This is a genomic window from Clostridium pasteurianum BC1 (assembly GCF_000389635.1).
GTDB classification, from domain to species: domain Bacteria; phylum Bacillota; class Clostridia; order Clostridiales; family Clostridiaceae; genus Clostridium_I; species Clostridium_I pasteurianum_A.
The window spans coordinates 1,768,894-1,793,024 of record NC_021182.1 but is presented as its reverse complement, the minus strand read 5'-3'; the positions used below and the strand labels follow the sequence as shown (position 1 = coordinate 1,793,024).

General features: G+C 30.1%; 25 protein-coding genes and 2 pseudogenes. 7 read left to right on the top strand and 20 right to left on the bottom strand.

The window, feature by feature from the left end; genetic code table 11:
* Positions 1–130 precede the first annotated feature (130 nt).
* A complete protein-coding gene (locus CLOPA_RS08330) occupies positions 131–1,375 on the bottom strand; it encodes a diaminopimelate decarboxylase family protein (RefSeq protein WP_041710845.1) in 1,245 nt (414 codons plus the stop codon).
* Positions 1,376–2,263: 888 nt separating this feature from the next.
* Here CLOPA_RS08330 and CLOPA_RS26005 point away from each other — a divergent pair.
* The 3 genes and pseudogenes from CLOPA_RS26005 to CLOPA_RS25555 all read left to right on the top strand — a co-directional run.
* Positions 2,264–2,626 (top strand): annotated as a pseudogene (locus CLOPA_RS26005) (GNAT family N-acetyltransferase); the annotation flags it as partial.
* 84 nt (positions 2,627–2,710) lie between these two features.
* Positions 2,711–3,217 (top strand): GNAT family N-acetyltransferase, encoded by a 507-nt coding sequence (locus CLOPA_RS24940; RefSeq protein ID WP_041711358.1) that lies wholly within the window; start codon positions 2,711–2,713, stop codon positions 3,215–3,217.
* Between the two features lie 102 nt (positions 3,218–3,319).
* Complete coding sequence (locus tag CLOPA_RS25555) at positions 3,320–3,514, top strand: hypothetical protein (protein ID WP_041710844.1); 195 nt, start codon at positions 3,320–3,322, stop codon at positions 3,512–3,514.
* A 704-nt stretch (positions 3,515–4,218) separates the two neighbouring features.
* Here CLOPA_RS25555 and CLOPA_RS08315 read toward each other — a convergent pair.
* From CLOPA_RS08315 to CLOPA_RS08295, 5 genes are all read right to left on the bottom strand, one after another.
* On the bottom strand, positions 4,219–4,434 hold the full coding sequence (locus CLOPA_RS08315; protein WP_041710843.1) for a hypothetical protein: 216 nt from the start codon (positions 4,432–4,434) through the stop codon (positions 4,219–4,221).
* 249 nt (positions 4,435–4,683) lie between these two features.
* Positions 4,684–4,992, bottom strand: a complete 309-nt coding sequence (locus CLOPA_RS08310; protein ID WP_015614987.1) for a hypothetical protein — start codon at positions 4,990–4,992, stop codon at positions 4,684–4,686.
* A gap of 74 nt (positions 4,993–5,066) precedes the next feature.
* Positions 5,067–5,570 (bottom strand): hypothetical protein, encoded by a 504-nt coding sequence (locus tag CLOPA_RS08305; protein ID WP_015614986.1) that lies wholly within the window; start codon positions 5,568–5,570, stop codon positions 5,067–5,069.
* 75 nt (positions 5,571–5,645) lie between these two features.
* A complete protein-coding gene (locus CLOPA_RS08300; RefSeq protein WP_015614985.1) occupies positions 5,646–6,083 on the bottom strand; it encodes a JAB domain-containing protein in 438 nt (145 codons plus the stop codon).
* A 916-nt stretch (positions 6,084–6,999) separates the two neighbouring features.
* Positions 7,000–7,650, bottom strand: a complete 651-nt coding sequence (locus tag CLOPA_RS08295; protein ID WP_015614984.1) for a recombinase family protein — start codon at positions 7,648–7,650, stop codon at positions 7,000–7,002.
* A gap of 436 nt (positions 7,651–8,086) precedes the next feature.
* Here CLOPA_RS08295 and CLOPA_RS08290 point away from each other — a divergent pair, with 436 nt between their 5' ends.
* From CLOPA_RS08290 to CLOPA_RS08280, 4 genes are all read left to right on the top strand, one after another.
* Positions 8,087–9,265, top strand: coding sequence for a LeuA family protein (locus CLOPA_RS08290; protein ID WP_015614983.1), 1,179 nt, complete (start codon positions 8,087–8,089; stop codon positions 9,263–9,265).
* On the top strand, positions 9,231–9,401 hold the full coding sequence (locus tag CLOPA_RS25550; RefSeq protein ID WP_172638603.1) for a hypothetical protein: 171 nt from the start codon (positions 9,231–9,233) through the stop codon (positions 9,399–9,401). Before CLOPA_RS08290 ends, CLOPA_RS25550 begins: the two co-directional genes overlap by 35 nt.
* Complete coding sequence (locus tag CLOPA_RS08285) at positions 9,331–10,242, top strand: AEC family transporter (protein WP_015614982.1); 912 nt, start codon at positions 9,331–9,333, stop codon at positions 10,240–10,242. Before CLOPA_RS25550 ends, CLOPA_RS08285 begins: the two co-directional genes overlap by 71 nt.
* 703 nt (positions 10,243–10,945) lie before the next feature.
* Positions 10,946–11,542 carry an undecaprenyl-diphosphatase gene (locus tag CLOPA_RS08280; RefSeq protein WP_015614981.1) on the top strand — a complete coding sequence of 199 codons (597 nt, stop codon included), beginning with the start codon at positions 10,946–10,948 and terminating at the stop codon, positions 11,540–11,542.
* Positions 11,543–12,057: 515 nt separating this feature from the next.
* Here CLOPA_RS08280 and CLOPA_RS24935 read toward each other — a convergent pair.
* The 14 genes and pseudogenes from CLOPA_RS24935 to CLOPA_RS08215 form a co-directional block, all read right to left on the bottom strand.
* Positions 12,058–12,198 (bottom strand): hypothetical protein, encoded by a 141-nt coding sequence (locus CLOPA_RS24935; RefSeq protein ID WP_015614980.1) that lies wholly within the window; start codon positions 12,196–12,198, stop codon positions 12,058–12,060.
* 225 nt (positions 12,199–12,423) lie between these two features.
* Positions 12,424–13,505: pseudogene (hypD, locus tag CLOPA_RS08275) on the bottom strand (hydrogenase formation protein HypD).
* A gap of 235 nt (positions 13,506–13,740) precedes the next feature.
* Complete coding sequence (gene hypF, locus CLOPA_RS08270; protein WP_015614979.1) at positions 13,741–16,023, bottom strand: carbamoyltransferase HypF; 2,283 nt, start codon at positions 16,021–16,023, stop codon at positions 13,741–13,743.
* Positions 16,024–16,160: 137 nt separating this feature from the next.
* Positions 16,161–17,168 carry a hydrogenase expression/formation protein HypE gene (hypE, locus tag CLOPA_RS08265; RefSeq protein ID WP_015614978.1) on the bottom strand — a complete coding sequence of 336 codons (1,008 nt, stop codon included), beginning with the start codon at positions 17,166–17,168 and terminating at the stop codon, positions 16,161–16,163.
* 156 nt (positions 17,169–17,324) lie between these two features.
* Positions 17,325–17,549, bottom strand: a complete 225-nt coding sequence (locus tag CLOPA_RS08260; protein WP_015613474.1) for a HypC/HybG/HupF family hydrogenase formation chaperone — start codon at positions 17,547–17,549, stop codon at positions 17,325–17,327.
* Positions 17,550–17,573: 24 nt separating this feature from the next.
* Complete coding sequence (gene tatC / locus CLOPA_RS08255; protein ID WP_015614977.1) at positions 17,574–18,317, bottom strand: twin-arginine translocase subunit TatC; 744 nt, start codon at positions 18,315–18,317, stop codon at positions 17,574–17,576.
* Between the two features lie 183 nt (positions 18,318–18,500).
* Positions 18,501–19,253: a twin-arginine translocase subunit TatC gene (tatC, locus tag CLOPA_RS08250; protein ID WP_015614976.1), complete on the bottom strand. Its 753-nt coding sequence runs from the start codon at positions 19,251–19,253 to the stop codon at positions 18,501–18,503.
* Positions 19,254–19,266: 13 nt separating this feature from the next.
* A complete protein-coding gene (gene tatA, locus CLOPA_RS08245) occupies positions 19,267–19,494 on the bottom strand; it encodes a twin-arginine translocase TatA/TatE family subunit (protein WP_015614975.1) in 228 nt (75 codons plus the stop codon).
* Positions 19,495–19,537: 43 nt separating this feature from the next.
* On the bottom strand, positions 19,538–20,197 hold the full coding sequence (hypB, locus tag CLOPA_RS08240) for a hydrogenase nickel incorporation protein HypB (RefSeq protein ID WP_015614974.1): 660 nt from the start codon (positions 20,195–20,197) through the stop codon (positions 19,538–19,540).
* A gap of 3 nt (positions 20,198–20,200) precedes the next feature.
* Complete coding sequence (gene hypA / locus CLOPA_RS08235; RefSeq protein ID WP_015614973.1) at positions 20,201–20,542, bottom strand: hydrogenase maturation nickel metallochaperone HypA; 342 nt, start codon at positions 20,540–20,542, stop codon at positions 20,201–20,203.
* A gap of 9 nt (positions 20,543–20,551) precedes the next feature.
* Complete coding sequence (locus tag CLOPA_RS08230; RefSeq protein WP_015614972.1) at positions 20,552–21,025, bottom strand: HyaD/HybD family hydrogenase maturation endopeptidase; 474 nt, start codon at positions 21,023–21,025, stop codon at positions 20,552–20,554.
* A 2-nt stretch (positions 21,026–21,027) separates the two neighbouring features.
* Positions 21,028–22,443, bottom strand: a complete 1,416-nt coding sequence (locus tag CLOPA_RS08225) for a nickel-dependent hydrogenase large subunit (RefSeq protein ID WP_015614971.1) — start codon at positions 22,441–22,443, stop codon at positions 21,028–21,030.
* A 28-nt stretch (positions 22,444–22,471) separates the two neighbouring features.
* Positions 22,472–23,368 carry a hydrogenase small subunit gene (locus CLOPA_RS08220; RefSeq protein WP_015614970.1) on the bottom strand — a complete coding sequence of 299 codons (897 nt, stop codon included), beginning with the start codon at positions 23,366–23,368 and terminating at the stop codon, positions 22,472–22,474.
* Positions 23,369–23,717: 349 nt separating this feature from the next.
* The gene (locus CLOPA_RS08215; RefSeq protein ID WP_015614969.1) at positions 23,718–23,939 is read right to left on the bottom strand and encodes a hypothetical protein; all 222 of its coding nucleotides are present in this window, start codon (positions 23,937–23,939) and stop codon (positions 23,718–23,720) included.
* Positions 23,940–24,131: the final 192 nt, after the last annotated feature.

The window sequence follows — 24,131 nt, the reverse complement described above, 5'->3', positions numbered from 1 at the left end:
AAAGCCTCCTAATCTTTTAATATATCTGTAATTCACAATTTTTATAATTTTATATTATTTCTTAAATTACATATTATGAATCACAGATATAAGTTTAGTATAATATTTATTCTATAATTACAATATAAATTTAATACTTAATATCATATATAGAAGCTATCTTATCTGGTGATATAATATCTTCTGATTTACGAACTATTTTAACATTGTTTTCTGAATTAATTAATAGTTCTAAAGGATGTGGTCTTCCTAAGAATTCTGAAAAAGCAGAACAACAATATGCACCAGCTTTTTCAAATACAAGAATATCACCTATTTCAATTTTAGGTAAATAACGATCACGAGCTAGATAATCACGCGAATAAGTTGTACTACCACAAATATCAATATATTTATCAGTTAAAACTTCATTTTTACCTGATACAAAAACGGGATGATAGGCTTCTGTATAAACATCATAATATAATGGTCTTGGGAAAATATCAATGGATGAATCAACTCCTATATATGTTCTATCAGCTCTATTCTTTATATCTGTTACAGTTGTAACAAATACAGCTGCGTCACTTAACATATATCTTCCTGGTTCAAATATAAGTTCTATTTCACGCCCAAATTCATCACAAAATTTTTCCATACGTTTTGAAATAGCTTCTCCAAATGCTTTGAAATTAAATTCTGTTTCTTCAGGACGAACTTTAACTGGAAAGCCACCTCCCAAATCAATATAACGGAGATCTGGAAATCTCTTTGCAATACGAAATACCTCTTCTGCTCCCTCTAAAAAAATCTGATGTTCTTGTATGTTAGTTCCTAAATATACATGAACTCCTCTTAATTTTAAATTATATTTTTGAGCAATAGAAAAGGCTTTGTCCAATTCTGATTCAAAAATTCCTATACGACTTTTAGGCCCAATATAAACACCTACATGGCTTTCTGGAAAATGTGATAGTTTATCTAAATTAATACGTAATCCTACTGAACCCCCTGGATTTAATCTTCCATACATATCGAGTTGACCTAAAGAATCTACGTTTAATTTCACATTAGACGCAATGGCATATTTCATATCATTCTCACTTAAATTAGTACTTGTAAAAACAATTTCTTCTGTTGAAAATCCTGCATCTAAACCTATAATTAAATGTTTAGGTGAATTTACAAATAGTTTCACACCTAATTTTTTTAGAATTTGCAAAATTTTAGGAGTATTGTTACTCATAGTTGCAAAATGAATACTTGTAGACTTATAAGTAATCATTTTAAATTTATTAACTATTTGTTCGATTTTTAACTCGTCATATAAATAAAATGGATTTCCAAATTCTTTAACTAAATTATTAAAATCAAATTTCCAATCTAATTGAGACATCATATTTCACTCCTTATATAATAAATAAAAATTTCCTAAATACTGCAATATTTATTTTAATTACAAGTATATTGAATATAATAAACTATATACATTTAAAGTAATTTTTTGTATGCACACACATATAATAATAATAATATGTGTTAAATATTAGTCAATATGTAATTTAATAATATGATATTTTATTGTGCGATATATTACTAATCAAATAAGAAAAGTATGTATTTATAATTAAAGTAACAATTACGATAAATATTATAAGATATCGTATTAATATTTTAATATTATATTGTTAGTTTTTTATATATATAAGTTGTAATTAAAATTATTCATTTAATCAATGAGAAAATACACTAGATTAAAAAAATAATTATTTCATGATGAATATAATTTATTGCAATATATATATTAAAAAATAATATAAATTTTTGATTGAATATTTAGATGATTGAATTTTCATAGTGGCAACTGAGATTAAGTTTTATATTTATGAGAGGAACAATTTTAAATAACTTTTTATTTTTAAGAGGGGTAATAGTATAAACTATTTTAATAATAACAACAAAATTTATTGACGTATATTTGAATTTAAGTTATTTTATACTCATAATATTCAAATAATTATGAACTTAGTTTTTTAACACTATCTATGGATGTATTTTTTAATTTATTTCAGCATGTAATTGTAATAATATCTAATATAATTGCTGTATATATACATTAAAAATAAAGATTAGAACTATTCTTCTATAGAATGCTTAATATAATAATTTATATTGTTATATTATGAAGTATTAGTAAAGTTATCAATATATTATATATAGTAAAGGAAAGTGAGTATTTAGTTAGGGTTGAGTAATTATGTTATACTCTCTCTAAAGATAAATTATGGAAATTAGAAAAGGTAAAATAGAAGATATTAAGGAAATAATGAATATAATTAAAACTAATATTATTGATATGGAATCAGAAGATATACATAAATGGGACAACATTTATCTTAGGATAGCTAGTGATATTAATGAACAAAATCTTTATGTCTATATTGATAAGAATGTCATTAAAGGATTTAGTACTCTGAATGAATTTCAGGATAAAGCATATGAGTCAATAAAATGGAAGTGCAATAAAGGTAAAAATTTAATTATTCATAGATTATGTGTTAATGCTAAATATAAAGGTGAAGGAATTGTTACTGCTCTTATAAAATATGCTAAAAAATTAGGAAAAGACAATAATTACGAGTCAATACGTTTAGATGAATGTAAGTTATATGAGAATAATGATTATGAGAAAAAAGGAGTTGTAACATCTAGAAAAGGTGAATTTTTTTGTATTGAGAAGGAATTAAATAAAAATATTACGATTAGACAAGCATCAATAGATGATTTGCATCTAGTAGTAAAAGTGGAAGAAATATGTTTTCCTCAGACAGAAGCGGCTACGAGAGAATCATTAGAACAACGTATTAATACATTTTCAACAAGCTTTTTTGTAGCAGAAATAGATGGTAAAATTATTGGATTTATTAATGGGTGTGTTACAAATAAAACTACTATTTATGATGAACTATACAAAGATTCCTCACTACATATTCTAGATGGAAATTATCAAACTATTTTCGGACTTGATGTGATACCAGAGTATCGAAATCAGGGAATTGCAGCAAAACTCATGTATTATATGATAAAAGCATCAAAAAAAGCAGAGCGTAAAGGTGTTATTCTAGCTTGTAAAGAGAAACTTATTCATTATTATGAAAAGTTCGGATATGTAAATAAAGGTATATCTAAATCAGTACACGGTGGTGCTGAATGGTATGATATGATTTTAGAGTTTTAGTTACGGATTGATGATTCGTTTCAGTTATATTTGGGGTAATACCACATAGCCATCAAGCTAAGGAACGAGAATAATGTATTAATCACTGGTTTGGTAGTAAGTATGTTAATACTATTATTAAGTTTTATTTTTAATATGAATTTATATGTTATTTTAGTGCCTGTGTTTATGATTTTCTTTTTCATAGGATTTATTGTGCCTAATGCATTGGCTCGGACAATGGCATTATTTTCTCAACTTGCAGGTACTGCAAGTTCAGTTTTTGGCACTTTAACGGGAATTATTGTTTTTTTATAACTATGTTTGGAAGTAACTTAAAAACAGATTCTCAAACTTCATTAGCAGCATCATACGTGGTTTTATTTATAATATCAGGATTATTGTTTTATATATGGGGTGTCGCCACATAGCCATCAAGCTAAGAAACGAGAATAATGTATTAAATCAATTAGTGTAAGAGATTAAGGTAAAACAAGTTTAATTCCATTTTCCATCATTAATTTTTCTTTTGTTATTTTTTAAACCCTCTTATAAAAATTAGATTTTTATTATTGTACTATTTTTTATAAATGGGGGCTATTCTTTTATATATTTTTTCTTAACTTGATGGCTATGGGGGAGTACCAGCGAAGCTGCTATTTGTGCAAAGTAAGAGTTAATATTTGTAAAACCAAACATTAACTCTCTTCTTATTACTTTATATATTAATAGATATCCTTTGCTACATATCTAAATCAAAGGATTCCAATAGCTATGTATAATAATAACGCAGTACAGATATAATATTTAGTATAAATAAATCCACTCTAATTTTTAAAATTTATTAGTGTGGATTTTTATATTTGTTATATAATTGCCATTATAATCCGTTTACTTTTCAGTACATGACACAGCTGCTGGTATTACCCCACATTCATTAAATTAATATGACTTTCAAATATATTTATGATTAAACTATTTTTCAAACGGTGCGACTTTTTCCCAAATGGTTAAACTTTTTTTCAAAGCCACACCATCAGCACCGGCACAGGAACTCCCTTCTTCCAGGAATGATAGCCAAAGGTCTTTCTTGGGGTAGTACCCCATTTACAAGCATTATTAACAATAGTAAAGCCAGAACCAAGTTCATTATTATTTAAATAATGAACAATATTATCAATAGATACATAATTATCAATATTATTAAAACTACATTTATTAGAATCTAAATTAACCATTTTAACCACTCACTTTCATTTTTATAAGACGCATTTTAATCATTTGACGGACTTTATATATTTATATATAATTACATATATAATAAGCTTTAATTTATACATCCTGATATCCTTTCTACTTATCACTTGTATAAATTGAAGTTTATTTTTAATCCATCTATTATATATGCTTGTTTTACAATACACTTATGCGCTTTTTTGAATGTAATACAAAAAATTCTTCAGGAAAGAAGGATCTTTGAGGTGGCTTTAAAATTTTGTATTACAATCTTTAACTAGACCTTCAATGGCTTTTTCCACAATATTAACCTTTTCAGATATGCTAAAAAATTTATTTAAATACATTTTAATTTCATCTAATTGTTTTTTCTTCATCTTAATTTTTCTATCCAATTCCTTTAAATACGCTTCTCTTTCATCTTTCTTTTCCTGATAATTTAAAACGATATATTCAAATTTATCAGCGAAAGTTTTCCCTGGAGTGTTATCTACTATATCTCCAACTCTTTTACTAAATCTTAATGAAGTAGAATTTACTCTAAGCTCCTTATCCATCATAAATACACTCCCTTTAAATCTGTAATACATTTTTTCCGGCAAATTAAAATATCTGGATTAAAAATGTATTACATTTATTTATAATCAGTTTCTCTTTCAAAATCTCCACCAATTAACTTTTCCTTTATAGTCTCATATTTTAATGTATTTTCTTTTTCAACCTTATCTATCCCTTTTTTTGCTAAATATTCTTTGACATCATTTGCCCTGAAAAATATTTTTCCACCTCTCTTCTCATAATTTATATTCCCAGCTGCTATTTCTTTTGATATCATAGATTTTGTAAAACCTGTCAACTCAACTAAATCACTTATAAAATATATTTCATTACTCAAATTAAATTTTGCTTTTATCAATGCTCTACCAACCTCTGTTTGTAAAAATCCCCATGAAATTAATATTTCTGTTGAATAAGGAATACTTAAACTTTTTACTATCTTATCAGTCAGAAAATCAGCGTTAACTTCAACATCAACTCCTGATACTACTAAAAAAAGCAATTCGAAATCCTCTTTATTAATATTCTTATTCATCTTGACTAACTCTCTTACTTCTTCAAAATACTTATCTTTATTCATTTTCTTTATCCCCTTTCAGTAAATAGAATCTATTTAAAATAATGAATATTCAAATTTAAAATTGGAGGAAAAGGCTTATAAAAGCCCTTTTTCCTTTAAACTTATGTAGTTATTAAAACTACCAACTATTATATGGTCTAATACTTCTATCCCTAATATTCTTCCTGCTTCCTTTAATCTATTAGTGACATTAATATCTTCTTTACTTGGTGATGTATCCCCTGACGGATGATTATGTCCCACTAATATACTTGCAGCATTTCCTAATATTGCTGTTTTAAATACTTCTCTAGGATGTACAATAGAAGAATTTAAATTCCCAATAGAGTTTACATTTATTGAAGTTGGGTGATTTTTAGTATCTAATGTTATAACTACAAAAGCCTCTCTATCCATATCACCTATAACCTTTCTAACCAACTCTGCTGATTGTGGAACCCTAGAAATACTTTCATACTCATAGTGTAAATCTTTTTCCTTTACCATTTTAATTGATACGATTTGAATATTCATTTTTTACCTCCTGATATTTTATTTCCTTTCTACAATTATAATTATACTATTTCATTCAACTTTTGTCAACTGTCTATTTGATTAAAGTTGAATAAATGTAAAACTTTTTTATTATGAAGTGCTGAACCAAAAACCTTGAATAATTGGGGCAAAAAGTAATGGCAGCACGTGCATACAATCCTCTGTATAGTTTGGATTTATCTACCATGTCCGCATAAACCTATATGAAAGCACACTCTTACCCTTCTAGTGATAGGAGCACCGTAGGTTTTCTTACGATTATTACACGCTTTAGACACACATAGTGAACTGAAATTATGATTTGAATATAATAAGGTTTTAATCAGTAGCAGCATGAAGCATCTGTGCAACCAGGAACAAGCTATAAATTAAGTATTTTTAAAACTAATCATTTATATCTCTAAATATGTAAATATCCTAAAAGAAAAAGAGACTGTAGACCAAGTGGAACAATGGAAGTGGTCAGCGTAGCATAGCGGAGTTGACAAGGTGTCCATTGTGGAACGCGGTAGCCCCAAGCGAAGTGCGGGAGGTAGGTTTTTATGTAATACAAAATTTTTATGCTACAGCTATGGCCATAAAATTTTTGTATTACATTTTTTAATATTATCACGATAAACCTTATATAAGTTATAATTATGTTATAAACATGTTGTTGATATTCACTAGAAAAAAATTACTATACTTTAATAAAAACAAAAGTTTAGCTTTAAGAGGCCTCCGATAAACCTAGCCGAATTTAAAGTCTTAGCTGAGGTGGAAGCTCCCGCGGGACTCCGCGTGGAATTACACCGAAGGTACCCGACGGGCTTAGACTTTCAATGAGGGTGCCCAACGGGCTTGGTTACTTGGAGATAACTTTTGTTTGAATTTCCGTTAGGTTATTTCTTAATCTCTAAGATAGCAATTTTTTTATTTCCTTATTTCTTTTTTCATTTCTAAGCTTCTTAGTCAATTTATAAAATGTATTCTTTTTTAGATTTAAAAATTTCATAGCTTCAACTGCTGTAATTTCTCCATTTTCCCACTTTGGAATAACTTCATTCCAATTACTTGGATATTCTGCTTTCGGTCTACCTAAATGTTTACCTTTTGCTCTTGCCGCTGCAATGCCTTCTGATTGTCTTTGCTTTATTTTCAATCTTTCCTTTTGTGCCATATATGCAAGCAGTTCAAATACTATATTAGATATTAAACTCTTCTCAAGATCTGTCTTATTTGTCGTATTTAATATAGGTGTATCTATAACAACAATATTAATATGTGACTTAGTTAATTCATGCCACTCTTCTTTTATCATGACCATATCTCTACCCAATCTGTCAAGTTCTTTAATTATTAATGTATCACCTTCTCTAAAATTAATCTTTAAAGCCTGGTATTTCTCTCTATTAAAATTTTTTCCGCTTGCTTTATCCGTATATATATCCCTTTCATCTAAATTTATATCATTAGATTTACAGTACTCATTAATTGCGTCCATCTGTCTATCTGTATTTTGATCTTTACTTGAAACCCTAATATACGCAAATATTTTATTTTTCATATACTTAATGCCTCCGTTCAATTATTTCATACCTTAAGTATATAATTAATTGCCTGTAAATGTCTATATGTTTTTACAAACGTTTGTAATATATTTTTTCATACTTTGTAAACTTAATAATTGATTATTTTCATATAGTTTGTAAAAGTATACTTTTTTAAACTATAGCTAAAATGATAATTGTACCTTAACTCATAACCTAAAATGATAGGGCATATGTCAAATGGAGATAAATGAGATTAAGTTGTAATTTTCTGTTCCATTACTACAGAGACCCCTACTACATGGGGTAATGGGAGCATTCGTGTCATGTACTGAAAAGTATAACAAAAGTATAACAAAGTTTTAATCCAATTTTAATGAATTTATATCAAAATTTGTAATAAAGAACACACAAACAAATGTATAATATTTTTTAATTATTTGGAGGTGCATTATGATTAAATTTCAAGATAATACTGTAAGAGATGGTATGCAACAGAGAAATCTTCGTAAAGATCTCAAAACACAATTAAAAATCTTTGATTTGCTTAAAACAACAAATATTCATTCTTTAGAAGTGGGAATGTGTACAACTAAAGAGGATTTCCAATTAATAAGTGAAAAATCAACGCATCTAGGCGAATTACAAAAAATGGTGGTTCTAACCAGGTTAATTCCTAAAGATATTGAATTAACTTGTAAGCTAGTTAATGTAAATAAAAATTTAGTTGTAAAATTACTTGTTCCTATATCCACACTGCATATTCTTAAAAAATTAAATTCTACAAAAGAAAATATGTTAGCAAAATTGCAACAATCCTTAAATTACATATCTAACTTAAATATTAAGGTAGATGTTTGCCTAGAGGATGCAACACGAGCTGATGAAACTTACTTATTTAAAGTCCTGGAATTATGTAATAATTATAATATTGATTATGTAACTATAGCAGACACTGTTGGCTGTTCTACTCCGGAAGAATATGGTGCATTAATAAAAAAAATATATGATTGTAATTATTCTTTTGGCATAAGCATACATTGTCACAATGATATGGGACTTGCTACTGCTAATACTATTGCAGGTATTTTAAACGGTGCAACACAGGTAGAAACAACATTTTTAGGAATTGGAGAACGTGCTGGAAATTCAGCCGTAGATGAAATTCTATGCATATTAAACAAAAAATACAATATTAAAACTGATTTAGATTTAAAAAATATTTATGAAATTAGTAAGTTAATAGAAGATGTAATAGGTTATACATCATCACCATTAAAACCTATTATTGGTAAAAATGCTTTTATTCATGAATCAGGAATACATCAAGATGGCATGCTAAAAGATAAATCTATGTATCAATATATTGCCCCAGAGGATTTTGGGAAAACAACAAATATTTATGATTCACCCATTTCTGGAATATCAAGTTCTAAAATTATTGCTACACATTTAAAATCTAAATTCAGAGATCTTACAAATACAGAAATTGTAAATATCGAAATTTTTTATAGAAATATTTCAAAAATCATAAATGATGTCACAATAGAGGATGCTTATCATTTATTTAATATTATTTTTTTAGAAGATGTAAAAAATGGAAGTGATTACAGATACAAAGACAAATTTTAAAGATTTAGTTCTTCATATGAAAGAAGAAAATCCTATAATGGGTAACGGAAAGCGGGTGGTAGACTATGGCGATACAAGGATTAGTGGACTTGCAGTTAACAATGTTTTTGATGATACTAACAGGTCTGATTCTTAAGAAACTGAATATAATTTCAGAGCAGGGGAAAGAAAGCATCACAAATCTGGTGATTTATGTTCTATTGCCATGCAATATTATTAAATCATTTATGATTACTTTCAATAAAAGCACTTTAATAAGTTTTGGAACCATATTAATTATATCTGTACTCATTCAGATTATGTGTTTCATTCTGAGTAAAATCTTATATGTTAAATATGAATCTGAACAGAGAAAAGTGTTACAATATGCAACAATATGCTCTAATGCTGGTTTTTTGGGAAATCCTATTGCAGAAGGTGTTTTTGGAGCAATGGGTCTTGCCTATGCATCTATCTTTTTAATTCCCCAGCGTATTGTCATGTGGTCTGAAGGTGTAGCCACGTTCACGGAATCACCCGACAAAAAGACATTAATAAAGAGGGTGCTTACACATCCTTGCATTGTGGCAGTTTTTATTGGATTGTTGTTCATGTTTACTCAGGTACATCTACCTGGATTTTTGGATACCTCGATTAAGAATTTGAGCAATTGCAGTACGGCACTTTCCATGATAGTCATTGGAACAATTTTAGCAGATGTGGATTTTAAGACATTGGTAAATAAAAAACTTTTATATTATACAATATTAAGACTTGTAATATTGCCACTATTAGTATGGAGTGGATGTATAATATTTAGAACGGATGCTTTGGTAACAGGAGTCGCAGTTATATTAACAGCTATGCCAGCTGGCACTACAACAGGAATATTAGCTTCTAAATATAATGGAGATGCCACATTTGCTGCAAAATGCGTTATACTTTCTACCCTTGCTTCGCTTGTTTCAACACCAATCTGGAGTTTGATATTAACATAGATTATGGCTACATGGACAATGTCGTCAACTTGGGGTACGGCAACATAGCCATCAAGCTAAGAAACGAGAATAATGTATTAAATCAATTAGTGTAAGAGATTAAGAAGTCTCCAGAATAGAAGGTTAAATTGAAAACGGCTATAACTGTAAAATATTTACACGCTTATAGCTGTTTTCTGTTCCATTACTACACAAGCCCCATATAATACTAAGTCCTACAAAGATAGATTTAAATTATATAGTTCCAATAATTATTATATTATTAATTAGAGTTATACCTATAATTTATTCATATATTATCTATCATAAAATTTATAAATAGAGTATTTAATTATTCTTGTAACACGAATTGAAATGAGATGGCTATGTTGCCGTACCCCATGTAGTTCATTTCAATTCCACACCCATCTATTGCGTTGAATTCGTATTTTTTATTCTAGTAATTATAATTACCACATAATCACATCTTATATATGATTTAAGACAAATCTAAGAGCTTTTTAATGTAATTTTAATCTTAAATATCTATGATATAAAATATAATGAGATCTTATTATTTGAAGACTATAAACTTATCGTGTCTAATTATGTGACCTATAATTGGAATATTATGCTATAAATTAATCTTTATAATTTTATAGGAAGACTATGTGGCAAAGGTTGCTATTTTTTATTTAAATATATTATTGAAGGAGTAGTTAAAATGAATATGGAACTTTTTAGACTAATAAATAATTTAGCAAATAAAAACATAATTTTAGATAAGACAATGATTTTCTTTTCCAAATATGTACCTTATATATTTATGGCAGCTATTGTAATAGTGTTTATTTTAGGAATTAAACAAAAAAAATGCGAATATAGAAAAATTGCTTTTAGTACTATTGTTATAACAGTTATAAATTTAATACTAAATTTAATCATTAGAAGTATATTTCATGTAGACAGACCTTTTGTTCATAATAAGGTGAATTTATTATTGCCTCACGATACAGCTTCATCCTTTCCAAGTAACCATGCTACGGGAACAATGAGTATAGCTTTAGGTTTAGGAAAATACAATAGAATACTTGGAATGATAATGACAATACTATCAATAATTGTAAGCTTTTCAAGAGTGTATGTTGGGCACCACTATCCTATGGATATTATAGGAGCATATATAATTGTTTATGCAACAAGTTACATTTATAACTTGAAATTAAGAAGTAAAGCGGAGAATCTATATGAAATAGTTGAAAAGAAAATAGCAACAATATTAGAGGGAATACCATCATTGGTGTCACGTACTGAAAAGTAAATAGAATATAATATAGTGAAATATAAAATAAATTCCACTATATTATATTTTAAAGATTAGAGTGGAATTTATTTTATACTTGGGTGGATACCGAGATAAGTGTAAAAATCAGCAATTTGATGGTTTTTTTAACATCATCAAGTTGCTGGCTTTGTTAATTATTAATTTGATTCATAATCCTTAACTCTTCTATAAAAGGTATTACTTTTCATGGAAACAAGTTCCATAGCTTTTACTGCGGTAATTTCACCTTGTTTCCACTGAGCATTGACATAGTCTTATATTTATATTTTTTAGTGAGACAATAAAAAAATTATTCTTTGATTCCAATTCTTATATGTTTTAAATTGTCTGTAAAAGATTTTAAGCTTTCACATTCCAAAGATCCCAGTAGTCTGCTTAATAAAGCGAAATGCTTTGGACAAAGCTCATCCATAAGTTTTGTGCCCTTTTCAGTCTACGCTTAAAATGTTACGTTACCGCAATATCTCCAAGACTCGATACAAAGCTATTTGCTAAATATTACTTTGACAGGATTCCCACCTGCTAGAATATGTGCCCTGTCGGGACGCACCACGTATCTCGGTGTCCACCCTATAATATGCAATAGTACCATAAGGAAGCCATTTAGGATATTTTTTTAATGGGACCTTCATTTTAAACTCCTCCCTATCATTAATTTGTGATAATAAATTACATCAATTTCTTAGCTTGATAAGCCACATATTTTACAATAAACTGCAAGCTATCTATTGAATACATTCTTCTATACTAAATGTGCTAGTTAGATACAATGATTTAGCAGCACTTATAGCAAAATGATTTACTGTGGTGCAACTAACTGCAATGCAAGTTTTCATCTGCTCTTTAAAAAATATAAGTTAACTATTATACCTATAATAAGCTGCACAAGTGCCTTCTGAAGATACCATACAGGATCCTACAGGATTTTCTGGTGTACACGCCTTTTTAAATAATGGACATTGAAGTGGAGTTATTTTTCCTTTAAGTATGTCACCACATCTGCAGCCTGGACTACCATCATATTCCTTATAATCTATATTAAAATGCTTTATGGCATCAAATTCTTCATATTCTCTATTAAATGTATATCCGCTATTTGGAATAGTACCAATTCCCCTCCACGTACTATCACTAACTTCAAAAACCTTGTGTAAGTATTCTATAGCCTGAGAATTTCCATCATTTCGTACTATCCTTTTGTATTCATTTATTATATTATGATCCCTATTATTTATCATGTTTATAAGTGTATTTAAGCCCTTAAGTATATCTAAAGGTTCAAAGCCAGTTATAACTCCAGGTATACTGTATTCACTGCTTAAAAATTCATAAGGTTCTTTACCTATAACAGCACTGACATGACCTGGAAGTAAAAAACCACTGATATTAAGTTCCTTATCATCTACAAGAGCTCTCATAGCTGGTGGTACAATCTTATGGGCGGTGAGGAAAAATAGATTTTTAACCCCTTGCTTTCTTGCCTCTATAGCCGTTACAGCCGTCATTGGTGTTGTTGTTTCGAATCCTACTGAAAGAAAAACTATTTTTCTTAATGGATTGTTCTGTGCCAATGTCAATGCATCCATTGGCGAATATACAATCCTGATATCAGCGCCCTCTGCTTTTCTTTTCATTAAAGAAGCTTTCTTTCCAGGTACTCTTATCATATCTCCAAAAGTTGCAATAATAACATCCTTATTTGATGTCAGTTCTAAAGCAGTATCAATATAACTTTGTGGAGTAACACAAACTGGACATCCTGGTCCAGAAATAAGATTTATGTTGCTTGGAAGTATATCTCTAATGCCATATCTAAATATAGCCATAGTATGGGTACCACATACCTCCATTATATTTATTTTTTATCAGTAATATTTTGTATTAGTTTTACCAGGCTTTTAGAATAATCTCCATTTCTAAATTCATCAACATATTTCATTCACTTATACCCCCTTTATTATTCCAAAATTTTATTTGCTTCTTTAGCTTAAATTATTTGAATTGTATAACCCTATATAAAATAAAAAATCAATGAATCTTACTTGGTGGGAGTTTGTATTCCCACCAAGTTTAGATGAATTATCCATGGACGTGTCGCTGTTATCTACACCTTTAGAAGGTGGAGTATTACAGCGACTAGTCATCGGATAAAATATTGCAACTTCAAGTATTAATTATTTATCACTTAAAACTTTATTTGCTATAACAATTTGTCCTAAAGCCACTCCACCATCATTTGCAGGTATTAATTTATTTGTATAAACAATAAACCCTTCATTTTTTAATTCATCTTTTAAATTTTCTAGTAAATAAGAATTCTGAAATACTCCACCACTTAATGCTACTTCGTTAACATCTGTATCTTTTCTAATTAGTTTGCATATATCTATTGAAAACTTGATTATTGTGTTATGAAATTTATCTGAAATAACATTATCTTGTTCATCTATCAGTTTATCTTTTATAATACCCATAATAATCTTTTCTGTCTTCACAATATAACCATTCTCTTGGACTACATCATAGTCATAGAAATTTAAACTCTTTTGAGAAGCAACAGCTTCAAGTTCTATAGCTGCCTGTCCTTCATATGTAGCACTATCCCTAAGCCCAATTATACTTGCAGCAGCATCAAAAAAACGTCCCATACTTGATGTTTCAGGGCAGTTAATATCTGCTTCAATTACAGCTATAAGATTGATTGCCTTATTTCCATATAGCTTAATCAATATTTCTCTTAACTGTTTATTAGTGTTATATTCATTATATTTACCAGACTTAAACATGTTATAAATATAAGAAACCGCCATTCTCCATGGTTCCTTCACAGCCATTTCACCACCAGGCATCTTTACATAATTCAAATGTCCCAGCCTAGTAAATTCCTTATTATCGCAGAGCAGAAACTCTCCTCCCCATATTCTTCCATCAACACCGTAGCCTGTTCCATCATAGGCAATTCCAATAACTTTTCTATCTATATTGTTTTCTGCTAAACAGCTTACTATATGTGCGTGATGATGTTGAACTTCAATTCTAGGAAGCGACGATCTATATGCATATTCACTTGATATGTAGTTTGGATGCATGTCACAAGCTATATACCTTGGAGTAAAATTAAATATATTCTTAAAATGCTCAATGTTATTTTTATAATGTTCAATTGTTTCTACATTCTCCAAATTCCCATTATGTTGACTCAAAAATATAAAATTCTCATTTGCTATGCAAAATGTATTTTTCATATTTGATCCACATGCCAGAATTTCTTTTATATTATTTTTTTTTATGGGCTCCGGTACATATCCTCTCGCCCTTCTTATCATATGTATCTCATTACCTATTACCTTTACCACTGAATCATCTATAGCTGCATTAATATCTCTATTGTGTTGTAAAAAATAGTCTGCAATATGCCCTAATTTTTCAACTGCACTTTCATTTTTATATTCCAAAGGCAATCCATTACCATTTGCACTGGTCATGATTAAAGCATCTATGCCATTCCCAAATAGTAAATGATGTAAAGGTGTATATGGAAGCATAACTCCTAATGTTTTCTGATGGGGAGCTATACATTTGGGTAAATCATATCCATTAGCTTGATCTAGTATTACTATAGGCTTTATACATCCTGTCAATATCTTTTCTTCTTCCATAGCTACATCACAATACTTTTTTACAGTTTCTATATTTCCTAACATAACTGCAAAGGGTTTATGAGGTCTGTTTTTTCTAATCCTCAGTAGTTTCACTGCATCCTCATTTGTTGCATCACAAACTAGATTAAATCCACCCAGTCCCTTGATAGCAAAAATTTTCCCTTCCTTCAGCTTCTGTCTTGTCCATTCAATTACATCCTCGACTTCTATTTTTATACCATTAGAATCCTCAATCCAAATATGCGGCCCACAAGCTTTACAGGCGTTAGGTTGAGCATGGAATCTTCTGTTAGTTGGATCAGTATATTCTCTATTACATTCTTCACACATATTAAATTTTTTCATTGTTGTCTTGTCCCTATCATAGGGAACAGATTTTATTATAGAAAATCTTGGACCACAGTTTGTGCAACTAGTAAATGGATACATGTATTTTTTATTTAATGGATTTCTAATATCCTCAATACATTCTTCACAGATAGCCACATCAGGAGCAATAAGAGTAATTTTTTTATTATTTATCTCACTTTCCCTTATTTCAAAACTATTGTAATTTACAGTTTTTCTTTCCTCTACAGTTATGTTTTCTATTCTAGCCAAGGGAGGATGTTTATATTTTAGTTTTTCTATAAAATTATTTAGTTTTTCTTCTTCACCCTCTATATCAATATGTACTCCCTGGGAGTTATTATTAATCCATCCTTTTAGTTTAAAGGAAAGTGCCTGATTATAAACAAAAGGTCTAAAACCTACACCCTGTACAATTCCTTCCACCTTTAAAAATAGTCTTTTCACACTAACACCTTCCAGTTTTAAAAGCTTGATATTCAATGTTATGCATCTTCAAGAACTTATCATCACCTTATTAATTTAAAACAATCTCTTTGTTATATAATACAATGCTCTTTTGAAAATACTATTATAGTTTTTTCCTAGCATATTCTAGGTAACTGCTGCCCCGATGGCATATCTACTATTCTTCTTCCACCGATAATAGTTTTCAAATAAACATTTTGTGATACCTGTTCTACAACTTTACCAATGATTTTAGCATTAAATCCTAATGGGTGATTTCTCATCTGCTCCAATACTTTGTCAGCGTATTTTTCTGGTACAAAGCAGCATAGCTTTCCCTCGTTAGCAATGTATAAAGGATCTAATCCCAGCAATTCACAGGCACCCTTTACTTCTTCGCTTACAGGAATAGCATCTTCTTCCAATTCAATAGATACTCTGCTGGTTTCCGCAATTTCATTTAGAACTGCTGCAACTCCACCTCTAGTAGCATCCCTAAGCACATGAATATCCTTACATATATTTAATATTGAATCTACTAGCATATTTAAAGGAGCACAATCACTTTTTAATTCACCCTGTATATCTATTCCACTTCTTTCACACATAATAGTCATTCCGTGATCTCCAAGTGTTCCATTTACAATAACTACATCTCCAGCTTCAGCGTTATTTGCTTTAATATTAACATCTTCATAAATTGTACCTATTCCAGCAGTATTAATGAATAGCCCATCTACTCCACCTTTTTCTACTACTTTTGTATCTCCCGCTACAATTTGAACTCCTGCTTCCTTTGCCGTTTCAGCCATAGATTTTACAATTGTCTCAAGACTTTCAATTGGATATCCCTCTTCTATAATAAATGCACTTGTTAAATAAAGCGGTTTAGCACCACTCACTGCTAAATCATTTACTGTGCCGCATACTGCAAGCTTACCAATATCTCCACCTTTAAAAAAGGATGGTGTGACTACAAATGAATCTGTAGTGAAAGCAATTCTATTGTGTTCTAAATTAAGCTGTGCAGAATCATTCATTTGTCTTATGGTTTCATTATCAAAATACTTTATAAATAGATCACTTATTAAATTATTAGTTTGTTTACCGCCACTTCCATGACTTAATGATATCTTATCCTCCATTTTATCTCCCCGCCTTATTCAGTAATATTTCTGATTTTACACACTGCCTTTATCATATTAATAACTAGCTGTTATTACATATATTCAAAATTTGCAATTATAATACTCTATGCACACCTAACTTGTTCTTTAGTGTAATCTTCGCTTCGAAATTCATCAGCATATTTCATTCTCTGATAGCTCCTTTATTATTTCCAGAGTTTTTGCTGCTTCCTCCTCATCAATTGTTTCAATTGCACAGCCTGCATGAACTAAAACATATTGTCCAACTTTTATATCTGGAATAAGGTGCATAAATACTTCTCTTTTCATATTTCCTATTTCTACAACACCTTTATAATTATCTATTTTCAAAACTTTCCCTGGAACTGCTAAGCACATACTAACCCCTCCAATATTAATGTATTAAATTTTGCTTTTTTTCTTTTCTAACCTTTTTTCTGTAAAATAAACAATCCATATGCTAATCTCGTACAATATCAGTACAGGAGCTGCAACAAGTATGCAAGTAATTAAGCCTGCATTGGAAATAAATAATCCTTCAAGTGTCAGCGTAGCTATAAAAATATACTTTCTCCACTTTCTAAGACGTTTTGAATTTATTAATGACAACTTACCCAAAAGTACAATTATATAAGGAATCAAAAATACAATTCCAGTAAAGAAACAAAAAATACCTATAAAATTGAAATATGTACTGCCTGAAAGCAGCGGATTCATATAATTTTGTCCATAAGATATTAAAAAATTAAGAGCATAGGGCAGTACTAATATATATCCAAAAGTTATGCCAGCAAGCAGTAAAATTGCCATAAAGAATAAATTTTTATATAATAATCTTTTCTCATTTTTAGACAATCCTGGGTTAACAAAAGCAGCCAATTGGTATAATATAATCGGACTTACAATTATAGTCCCGGCTAACAGTGATATTCCCATTCTCGTCATAAAACCTTCTGCTAAAGAAAAATATACAAGCTCCAATTTAAATTTAGCTAAAGGCAGCATTAAAAATTTGATTAAATAATAAGCTTTTTCATAAATAATTCCAGTAGCAGCAGCTATTGCTATTATAATAATTATCAATCTCTTTCTAAGCTCACTGAGATGATCTACCACAGACATATCTTTTATATTTTCATTAGTCATATATTCACCTCTAATGTTGGCATTTAAGCACTTTCATTTAATTCAGGCATCTTCAAAAAATATCTAAGTCAGTATGCTAGTCTATTTTAAATCCTACTGCGTCATCAGAACTCGCTGATAGCCCACTATCAGTGGAACCTGTTTCCTTGTTGTATTGAAAATATACGTCGCATCTTTGACTTGTTATTTATTTTCAGATACCTTAGATGATTGCTTCTTTTTATCACTTTTTTCTAATAGATATACACTCCAGATACTGATTTCATATAGTCCTATTATTGGTAAAGCTACTAAAATAAAAGTCATAGCATCTAGTGAAGGTGCTATAAATGCTACAGCTACAAGTGAAACCATCAAAGCAATTTTTCGTTTTCCCTTTAGCATTTTTGAATTAACAACATTTATTCTGGATAGGGATATTAAAACCAATGGAAGCTCAAAAATTAGACCTACAGCCAGAAGTATAGTTTCTACAAATGAAAAATAACTATCACCAGACAAATTTGCTTTCATAAAATCATTTCCACAACTCAATAAAAACTCAATTGTTGAAGGTAATAATAATCTATATCCAAAAAAAGCTCCACCAATAAAAAGTAATACTGCAACTGGAGTTACAAAAAAATAAAGAATCCTTCTGACTTTTCCAGTTAATCTTGAACCTGCTTGATAAATTAATAAATACGCCATAAAGGGAAATGAAATCACTATGCCACCTAAAAAGGCAATTTTCATTTTCACCATCATTCCTTCAGCTGGCGTCATAAAATATAAATTAACTCCATGAATAGGTTTTTCTAAAATACCTATTATAAAATCAGCCTCAAAATACATAAGCGAAGCAGCAATAATAACAATGACAAGCATTGTTATTATTATCTTTCTAAATTTCTCCAGCGACTTTGCAAAACCAACGATTTGTTCACTTTTTATCATAATATACCTCTAACTACTCTGCTTTCTTTTCTTCTACCTTTTCTTCTACCTTTTCTTCTGCCTTTGCTACAGTAGCGTTACCCTCAGTAGTACTTCCTTTGGTAATTTCAGTCGAAGCTTTCTTAAACTCATTAATTGCCTCTCCTATTGATTTTCCTACTGTTGGAAGCTTTCCTGGTCCGAAAACCACTAAAGCTATTACTAAAATAACAATTAACTCTGGAATTCCTATTCTTGGCATAATATTTTACCTCCTAAAATATCTATTTATATTTAAAATTTTATTACTTTCTCTTCTCAATAATCCTGTCTTTCAGCCATACACACAATTCATCTAATCCTTCATCTTTTACACAGCTTGTTTCAAAGGTGATAGTATTAGCATTCAAAGATTTTACGTCTCTATAAAATTCATCTCTATTAAAATTAGTAAAGGGCATTAGATCTATTTTATTTAAAATAACTGCGCTGCTCTTTTCAAACATAAGAGGATATTTAAGTGGTTTATCATTTCCCTCAGTAGTACTTAAAACGCATATCTTTATGTCCTCACCAATCTCAAATTCAGCTGGGCATACAAGATTACCTACGTTTTCTATAACAAGTAGGTTCACAGCATCTAAATTTAATGAATTTAGTGAATTCTTAATCATATCTCCATCTAAATGACAGGCTCCGCCTGTATTAATTTGTACAACTGGTACTCCCTGTGCTTCAATTCTCTCTGCATCCTTTGTTGTGTATATATCCCCTTCTATAACTGCAATTTTTATATCATCTTTAAGTTTTGAAATAACTTTTTCAAGTATTGAAGTTTTACCTGAACCAGGTGAACTCATTAAATTGATTACATATATGCCTTTTTCATCTAATATTTCTTTATTCTTTGCAGTTATTTCGTCATTGGTTTGAAGTATATTTGTTACTACCTTAATTTCACTCATTCTTTATTCTCCTTCAATTGTATTAACATAGAGTTCATATCCACTTAAAATGTTAGTTGAAAACTTATTGCAATTTGGACATAATTTATTAAAATGATCTATTTCAAATGTAATACCGCAGTCATCACACATAGCTGTGGCATCAACTTTCTCTATTAAGAACTTTGCACCTTCAGCTATAGTTCCTTTAGATAAACTGTTAAATGCAAATATTAATGAATCAGACATTACTCCAGAAAGTTCTCCAATTTTTATAGTAATTTTAGATATATTCTTTAGATTATTTTCTTTAGCCTTTTCTGAAATAATATTTATTGTATTTTCCATGATTGAAACTTCATGCATATTTATCACCTAACTTACATTTTCTTGCTTTTCTTTAAGATCTAACTCCATCTTAAGAAGTTTTATAACTTCAGGTATTTTATTCTTCATAGTTTCTGTCATTTCCGTATCTAAACATATTTTTTCAGGCTCTATTCCGAATATTGTAACCTTAGGAAACTTACCTAACATATTTGCTATTTTGACTACATCCAAAATTTGAACATCATGTATAGACAAATTTTCACTTTTATAGCTTTTTATGTCTTCTGGATTAATCTTATATATAGTACCAGGTTCATATCCAGCTTTTAAACAGTCTACAATAATTACTTTTTTATAATCTAGAAAATAACTTAATGTATCCAGTGTAGAAGTACCTCCATCTACTAATTCTATAGTAGATGGAAGCTTTTCATTCTCTAACTCTCTTATTGTATAGACTCCTACACCGTCATCTTTTAAAAGTATATTACCTATTCCAAGGATGACAGTATCTTTCATAATTAAACTCCTGGTTGTACTATAAATTTAGACATTTCTACTCCCTCAGGTGACATTACATGTACTGAACATCCTGTACATGGATCGAAGGAGTGCACTATCCTTAGTAATTCTACTGGCTGAGTTGTATCAGTAACATGAGTTCCTATTAATGCCTTTTCTATTGGACCAACATTACCGCTGTCATCCATTGGGGAAGCATTCCAACAAGTTGGTGTAATAATCTGATATTTTGATATTTTAGAACTTGATACAGATACCCAGTGTCCAAGAGCTCCTCTTGGTGCTTCTGTTAAACCTACTCCACTTCCTGAAGTTGGAGTTCCTATATTTGTATATCCATTTGTACCAGTTACTATCTGATTTATCCAGGTATTCATATTGCTTGCTATCTTAGCTGTTTCAGTATATCTTGCCATATGTCTGTCCATAACTGATACACCATGTCTATAATCTCCGCTTACCCAAGTTCTTGCTAATGAACCTGCCTCGTAAGGTTGTCCACTATATCTTGGTGCCTTAAGCCAAGTATATGCTCCTGATTTTCCGTAGCTTGGTGTTGTAGTCTCACTAGCTGGATTTACTCCTGATGGTGAGGAATACCATGAATGTCCTACATATTCTTTTACATTAGTCTGACTAAAGCTTCCTACTGTTCCATTAGTTACTGTACCTGCTGGGAATAACTTGCCTCCAGTAGTATTTGTATCAAATACACCATAAGCTATTAAATTACCATAACCAGCACCTACGCTATAATAATCACTATAGGTTGAAGCTAATTTGTTAACATCCCCTTGATATGTATTTGTAATAAAGGATGTTATTGTAGTTAAATAATTCTTGAAATTAGTTATATCTGTTGAAGATGGTATTGCAGTTACACCACCTGGTACAATGTTAGCAACATGTGGAAGCTTACCACCAAATATTGCTCCCATTTCGTGAGCTTGTCTTCTTATTGATAGTGCAGTTACATAATTGTTAACTAAGTTTTGATTATCTGTTGAATTAAATCTATAATCTTGGCTGTATCCTGGTGTCCATGGGGACATTTGTGGTCCTTGAACGTAATCCATTAACGCTAAATGATAGAAATGTAATATATTACTTGATATAAAATTTGAAGCCTGAATAAGATCTCTTAAAAGAAGACCCTGCAAAGTAGGTGTGAAGCCACCAGCTTGCTCTATTGCCTTTGATGAAGATATGGCATGAGAAACTGGACATAGTCCGCATATTCTCTGTGTTAAAAAAGCTGCATCCTTTGGCACTCTATTTAAAAGCATATTTTCAAAATCTCTGTAAAGACCTCCTGAAGCCTGAGCTGCTGTTACATTATTATTTGAGTCAAGTGTTACATTAATTTTTAAGTGTCCTTCTAATCTTGTAATTGGATCTAATACTATAGTACTCATATATATCATCCCTTTCTTTTTTTATTTATTAATCGCCAGTACTACCTAACAATGGATTTGTAGGGAAAGTTGGATTTGCGCAACCTATACATGGATAATTTGATAATACACAAAAGCTTACTCCATTATTCCACTTCATACTAGGACACACATTATTACAGTTTGGTCCTTTACATCCTAATCCCCAGTAACATCCAACTACACCTGGTTGACCTGCACTTCCTGTCCCACGTCTAGGACATTTATTGTGAACAGTACTTCCATAGTACTGAGTTGGTCTATTATTGGAATCTAAAGCTGGCATACCAGTTAAGATAAGATTAAGTAAAGTTTGTACCATAACCGTTGGATGAACTGGACATCCTGCAAGGTTTATAACTGGATTAGTAGTTTGTCCACTTAGTACTGTTTTTACTGATTGGCAGGAAGTACTATTAGGACTAGTTGCCGAAACTCCTCCAAAAGCTGCACAGGTTCCTGCTGCTACTACATATTTAGCCATAGGACCATATTTTAATACTGTCTGCTGCATTGTTAATGGTGAGCCATTTTGTTCACCAATTACACAGTAGTTTCCACTTGCACCTGTTGGTACTGCACCTTCAACCACAAGTATAAATTGACCATTGTAAGTATTTGCAGCTTGATCAAGAGTCTGTATTGCAGAGTCTCCTGACTGTGTCATAAGAGTAGTATCGTACTTTAAGCTTATTTTGTTTAAAAGTACGTCATCAATAGTTGTTGGATTAGTAACATTTAAAGTTGATATGGTACATCCTGAACATCCAGCTCCATTTAACCAGATAACTGGAGGATCTGTTTCTGCTGCAAGTACAGTATTAACTTTACCCATATCTAAATCAAGATTTAGAGCTACTGCTGTAGCTGCAGACCACTTTAGAAAGTCTCTTCTGCTAATTTTCATAGTAACACTCCTTTAAATTTATTTTTTATAATTCCATGCATGGGTTAGCATTGCTATTCGAATTAAAAATATAAACATAAGTTTATATTTTCGTATTTTACCGAATAATAACATTTACCCACTATTATAATATATCACACTTCCTATTTATAAGTTATGTAATGGTTAATTGATTTTAAATTTTCAGTTAAATTTAATTATAATTCTCATTATAATTCGACCTAGTACCAGCATAGCTGCCACCGAGTGCAAAGTAAAATTTAAAACGTATCAATATCAACACTTCGATGTAGATATGCATTTCTAAAAATATTGAGAAAATATAATAATAAGTAACCTTTAAAAATGGCTATTTTACTGATTTTATAATGCTACTTTGCACTTCATGAGGTAAGTAGACGGTAATCTTTACAGATACCGCCCCTTTCAGAACCGGACGTGCCCAATTAAGGCATCCGGCTCCCCATATAAAACCATTTACACATATTGCTTGTGCTATGCTTGCAAGTTTTGTTCTCACTGTTATTCCGGTTCTAAGTCCGGGCAATGTTTCCCTTTTAAGCTGTTTCATATGTTACTCTCCTCGTATAATAAGTTTATAGTCAGTTAAATAACTGTTATAGACTTATTTATTTTTTATATTTTGTATAGATTAAGAAAGCATCTCTATTTTTCTAATGGGGATTCTCCCAATTCAATATTGCTGATTCTTTAACTTTCAAATCTATACATTTTAACTTACTATTTATCAAAGGATTTCCTA

Bases quoted from the DNA above. Each gene is read 5' to 3' on its own strand.
- CLOPA_RS08300 (WP_015614985.1), bottom strand. From the start codon at position 6,083: ATGAATATTCAAATCGTATCAATTAAAATGGTAAAGGAAAAAGATTTA.
- tatC (WP_015614976.1), bottom strand. From the start codon at position 19,253: ATGATAAAAAGTGAACAAATCGTTGGTTTTGCAAAGTCGCTGGAGAAA.
- CLOPA_RS08260 (WP_015613474.1), bottom strand. From the start codon at position 17,549: ATGTGCTTAGCAGTTCCAGGGAAAGTTTTGAAAATAGATAATTATAAA.
- CLOPA_RS08315 (WP_041710843.1), bottom strand. From the start codon at position 4,434: ATGGTTAATTTAGATTCTAATAAATGTAGTTTTAATAATATTGATAAT.
- hypA (WP_015614973.1), bottom strand. From the start codon at position 20,542: ATGCATGAAGTTTCAATCATGGAAAATACAATAAATATTATTTCAGAA.
- CLOPA_RS08295 (WP_015614984.1), bottom strand. From the start codon at position 7,650: ATGAAAAATAAAATATTTGCGTATATTAGGGTTTCAAGTAAAGATCAA.
- CLOPA_RS24935 (WP_015614980.1), bottom strand. From the start codon at position 12,198: ATGAAGGTCCCATTAAAAAAATATCCTAAATGGCTTCCTTATGGTACT.
- CLOPA_RS08330 (WP_041710845.1), bottom strand. From the start codon at position 1,375: ATGTCTCAATTAGATTGGAAATTTGATTTTAATAATTTAGTTAAAGAA.
- CLOPA_RS08285 (WP_015614982.1), top strand. From the start codon at position 9,331: ATGGCGATACAAGGATTAGTGGACTTGCAGTTAACAATGTTTTTGATG.
- CLOPA_RS25555 (WP_041710844.1), top strand. From the start codon at position 3,320: ATGTTAATACTATTATTAAGTTTTATTTTTAATATGAATTTATATGTT.
- hypE (WP_015614978.1), bottom strand. From the start codon at position 17,168: ATGGAGGATAAGATATCATTAAGTCATGGAAGTGGCGGTAAACAAACT.
- CLOPA_RS08215 (WP_015614969.1), bottom strand. From the start codon at position 23,939: ATGAAACAGCTTAAAAGGGAAACATTGCCCGGACTTAGAACCGGAATA.
- CLOPA_RS25550 (WP_172638603.1), top strand. From the start codon at position 9,231: ATGGAAGTGATTACAGATACAAAGACAAATTTTAAAGATTTAGTTCTT.
- tatC (WP_015614977.1), bottom strand. From the start codon at position 18,317: ATGACTAATGAAAATATAAAAGATATGTCTGTGGTAGATCATCTCAGT.
- CLOPA_RS08230 (WP_015614972.1), bottom strand. From the start codon at position 21,025: ATGAAAGATACTGTCATCCTTGGAATAGGTAATATACTTTTAAAAGAT.
- CLOPA_RS08290 (WP_015614983.1), top strand. From the start codon at position 8,087: ATGATTAAATTTCAAGATAATACTGTAAGAGATGGTATGCAACAGAGA.
- hypB (WP_015614974.1), bottom strand. From the start codon at position 20,197: ATGAGTGAAATTAAGGTAGTAACAAATATACTTCAAACCAATGACGAA.
- CLOPA_RS08305 (WP_015614986.1), bottom strand. From the start codon at position 5,570: ATGAATAAAGATAAGTATTTTGAAGAAGTAAGAGAGTTAGTCAAGATG.
- CLOPA_RS08280 (WP_015614981.1), top strand. From the start codon at position 10,946: ATGAATATGGAACTTTTTAGACTAATAAATAATTTAGCAAATAAAAAC.
- CLOPA_RS08225 (WP_015614971.1), bottom strand. From the start codon at position 22,443: ATGAGTACTATAGTATTAGATCCAATTACAAGATTAGAAGGACACTTA.
- CLOPA_RS08310 (WP_015614987.1), bottom strand. From the start codon at position 4,992: ATGATGGATAAGGAGCTTAGAGTAAATTCTACTTCATTAAGATTTAGT.
- CLOPA_RS08220 (WP_015614970.1), bottom strand. From the start codon at position 23,368: ATGAAAATTAGCAGAAGAGACTTTCTAAAGTGGTCTGCAGCTACAGCA.
- tatA (WP_015614975.1), bottom strand. From the start codon at position 19,494: ATGCCAAGAATAGGAATTCCAGAGTTAATTGTTATTTTAGTAATAGCT.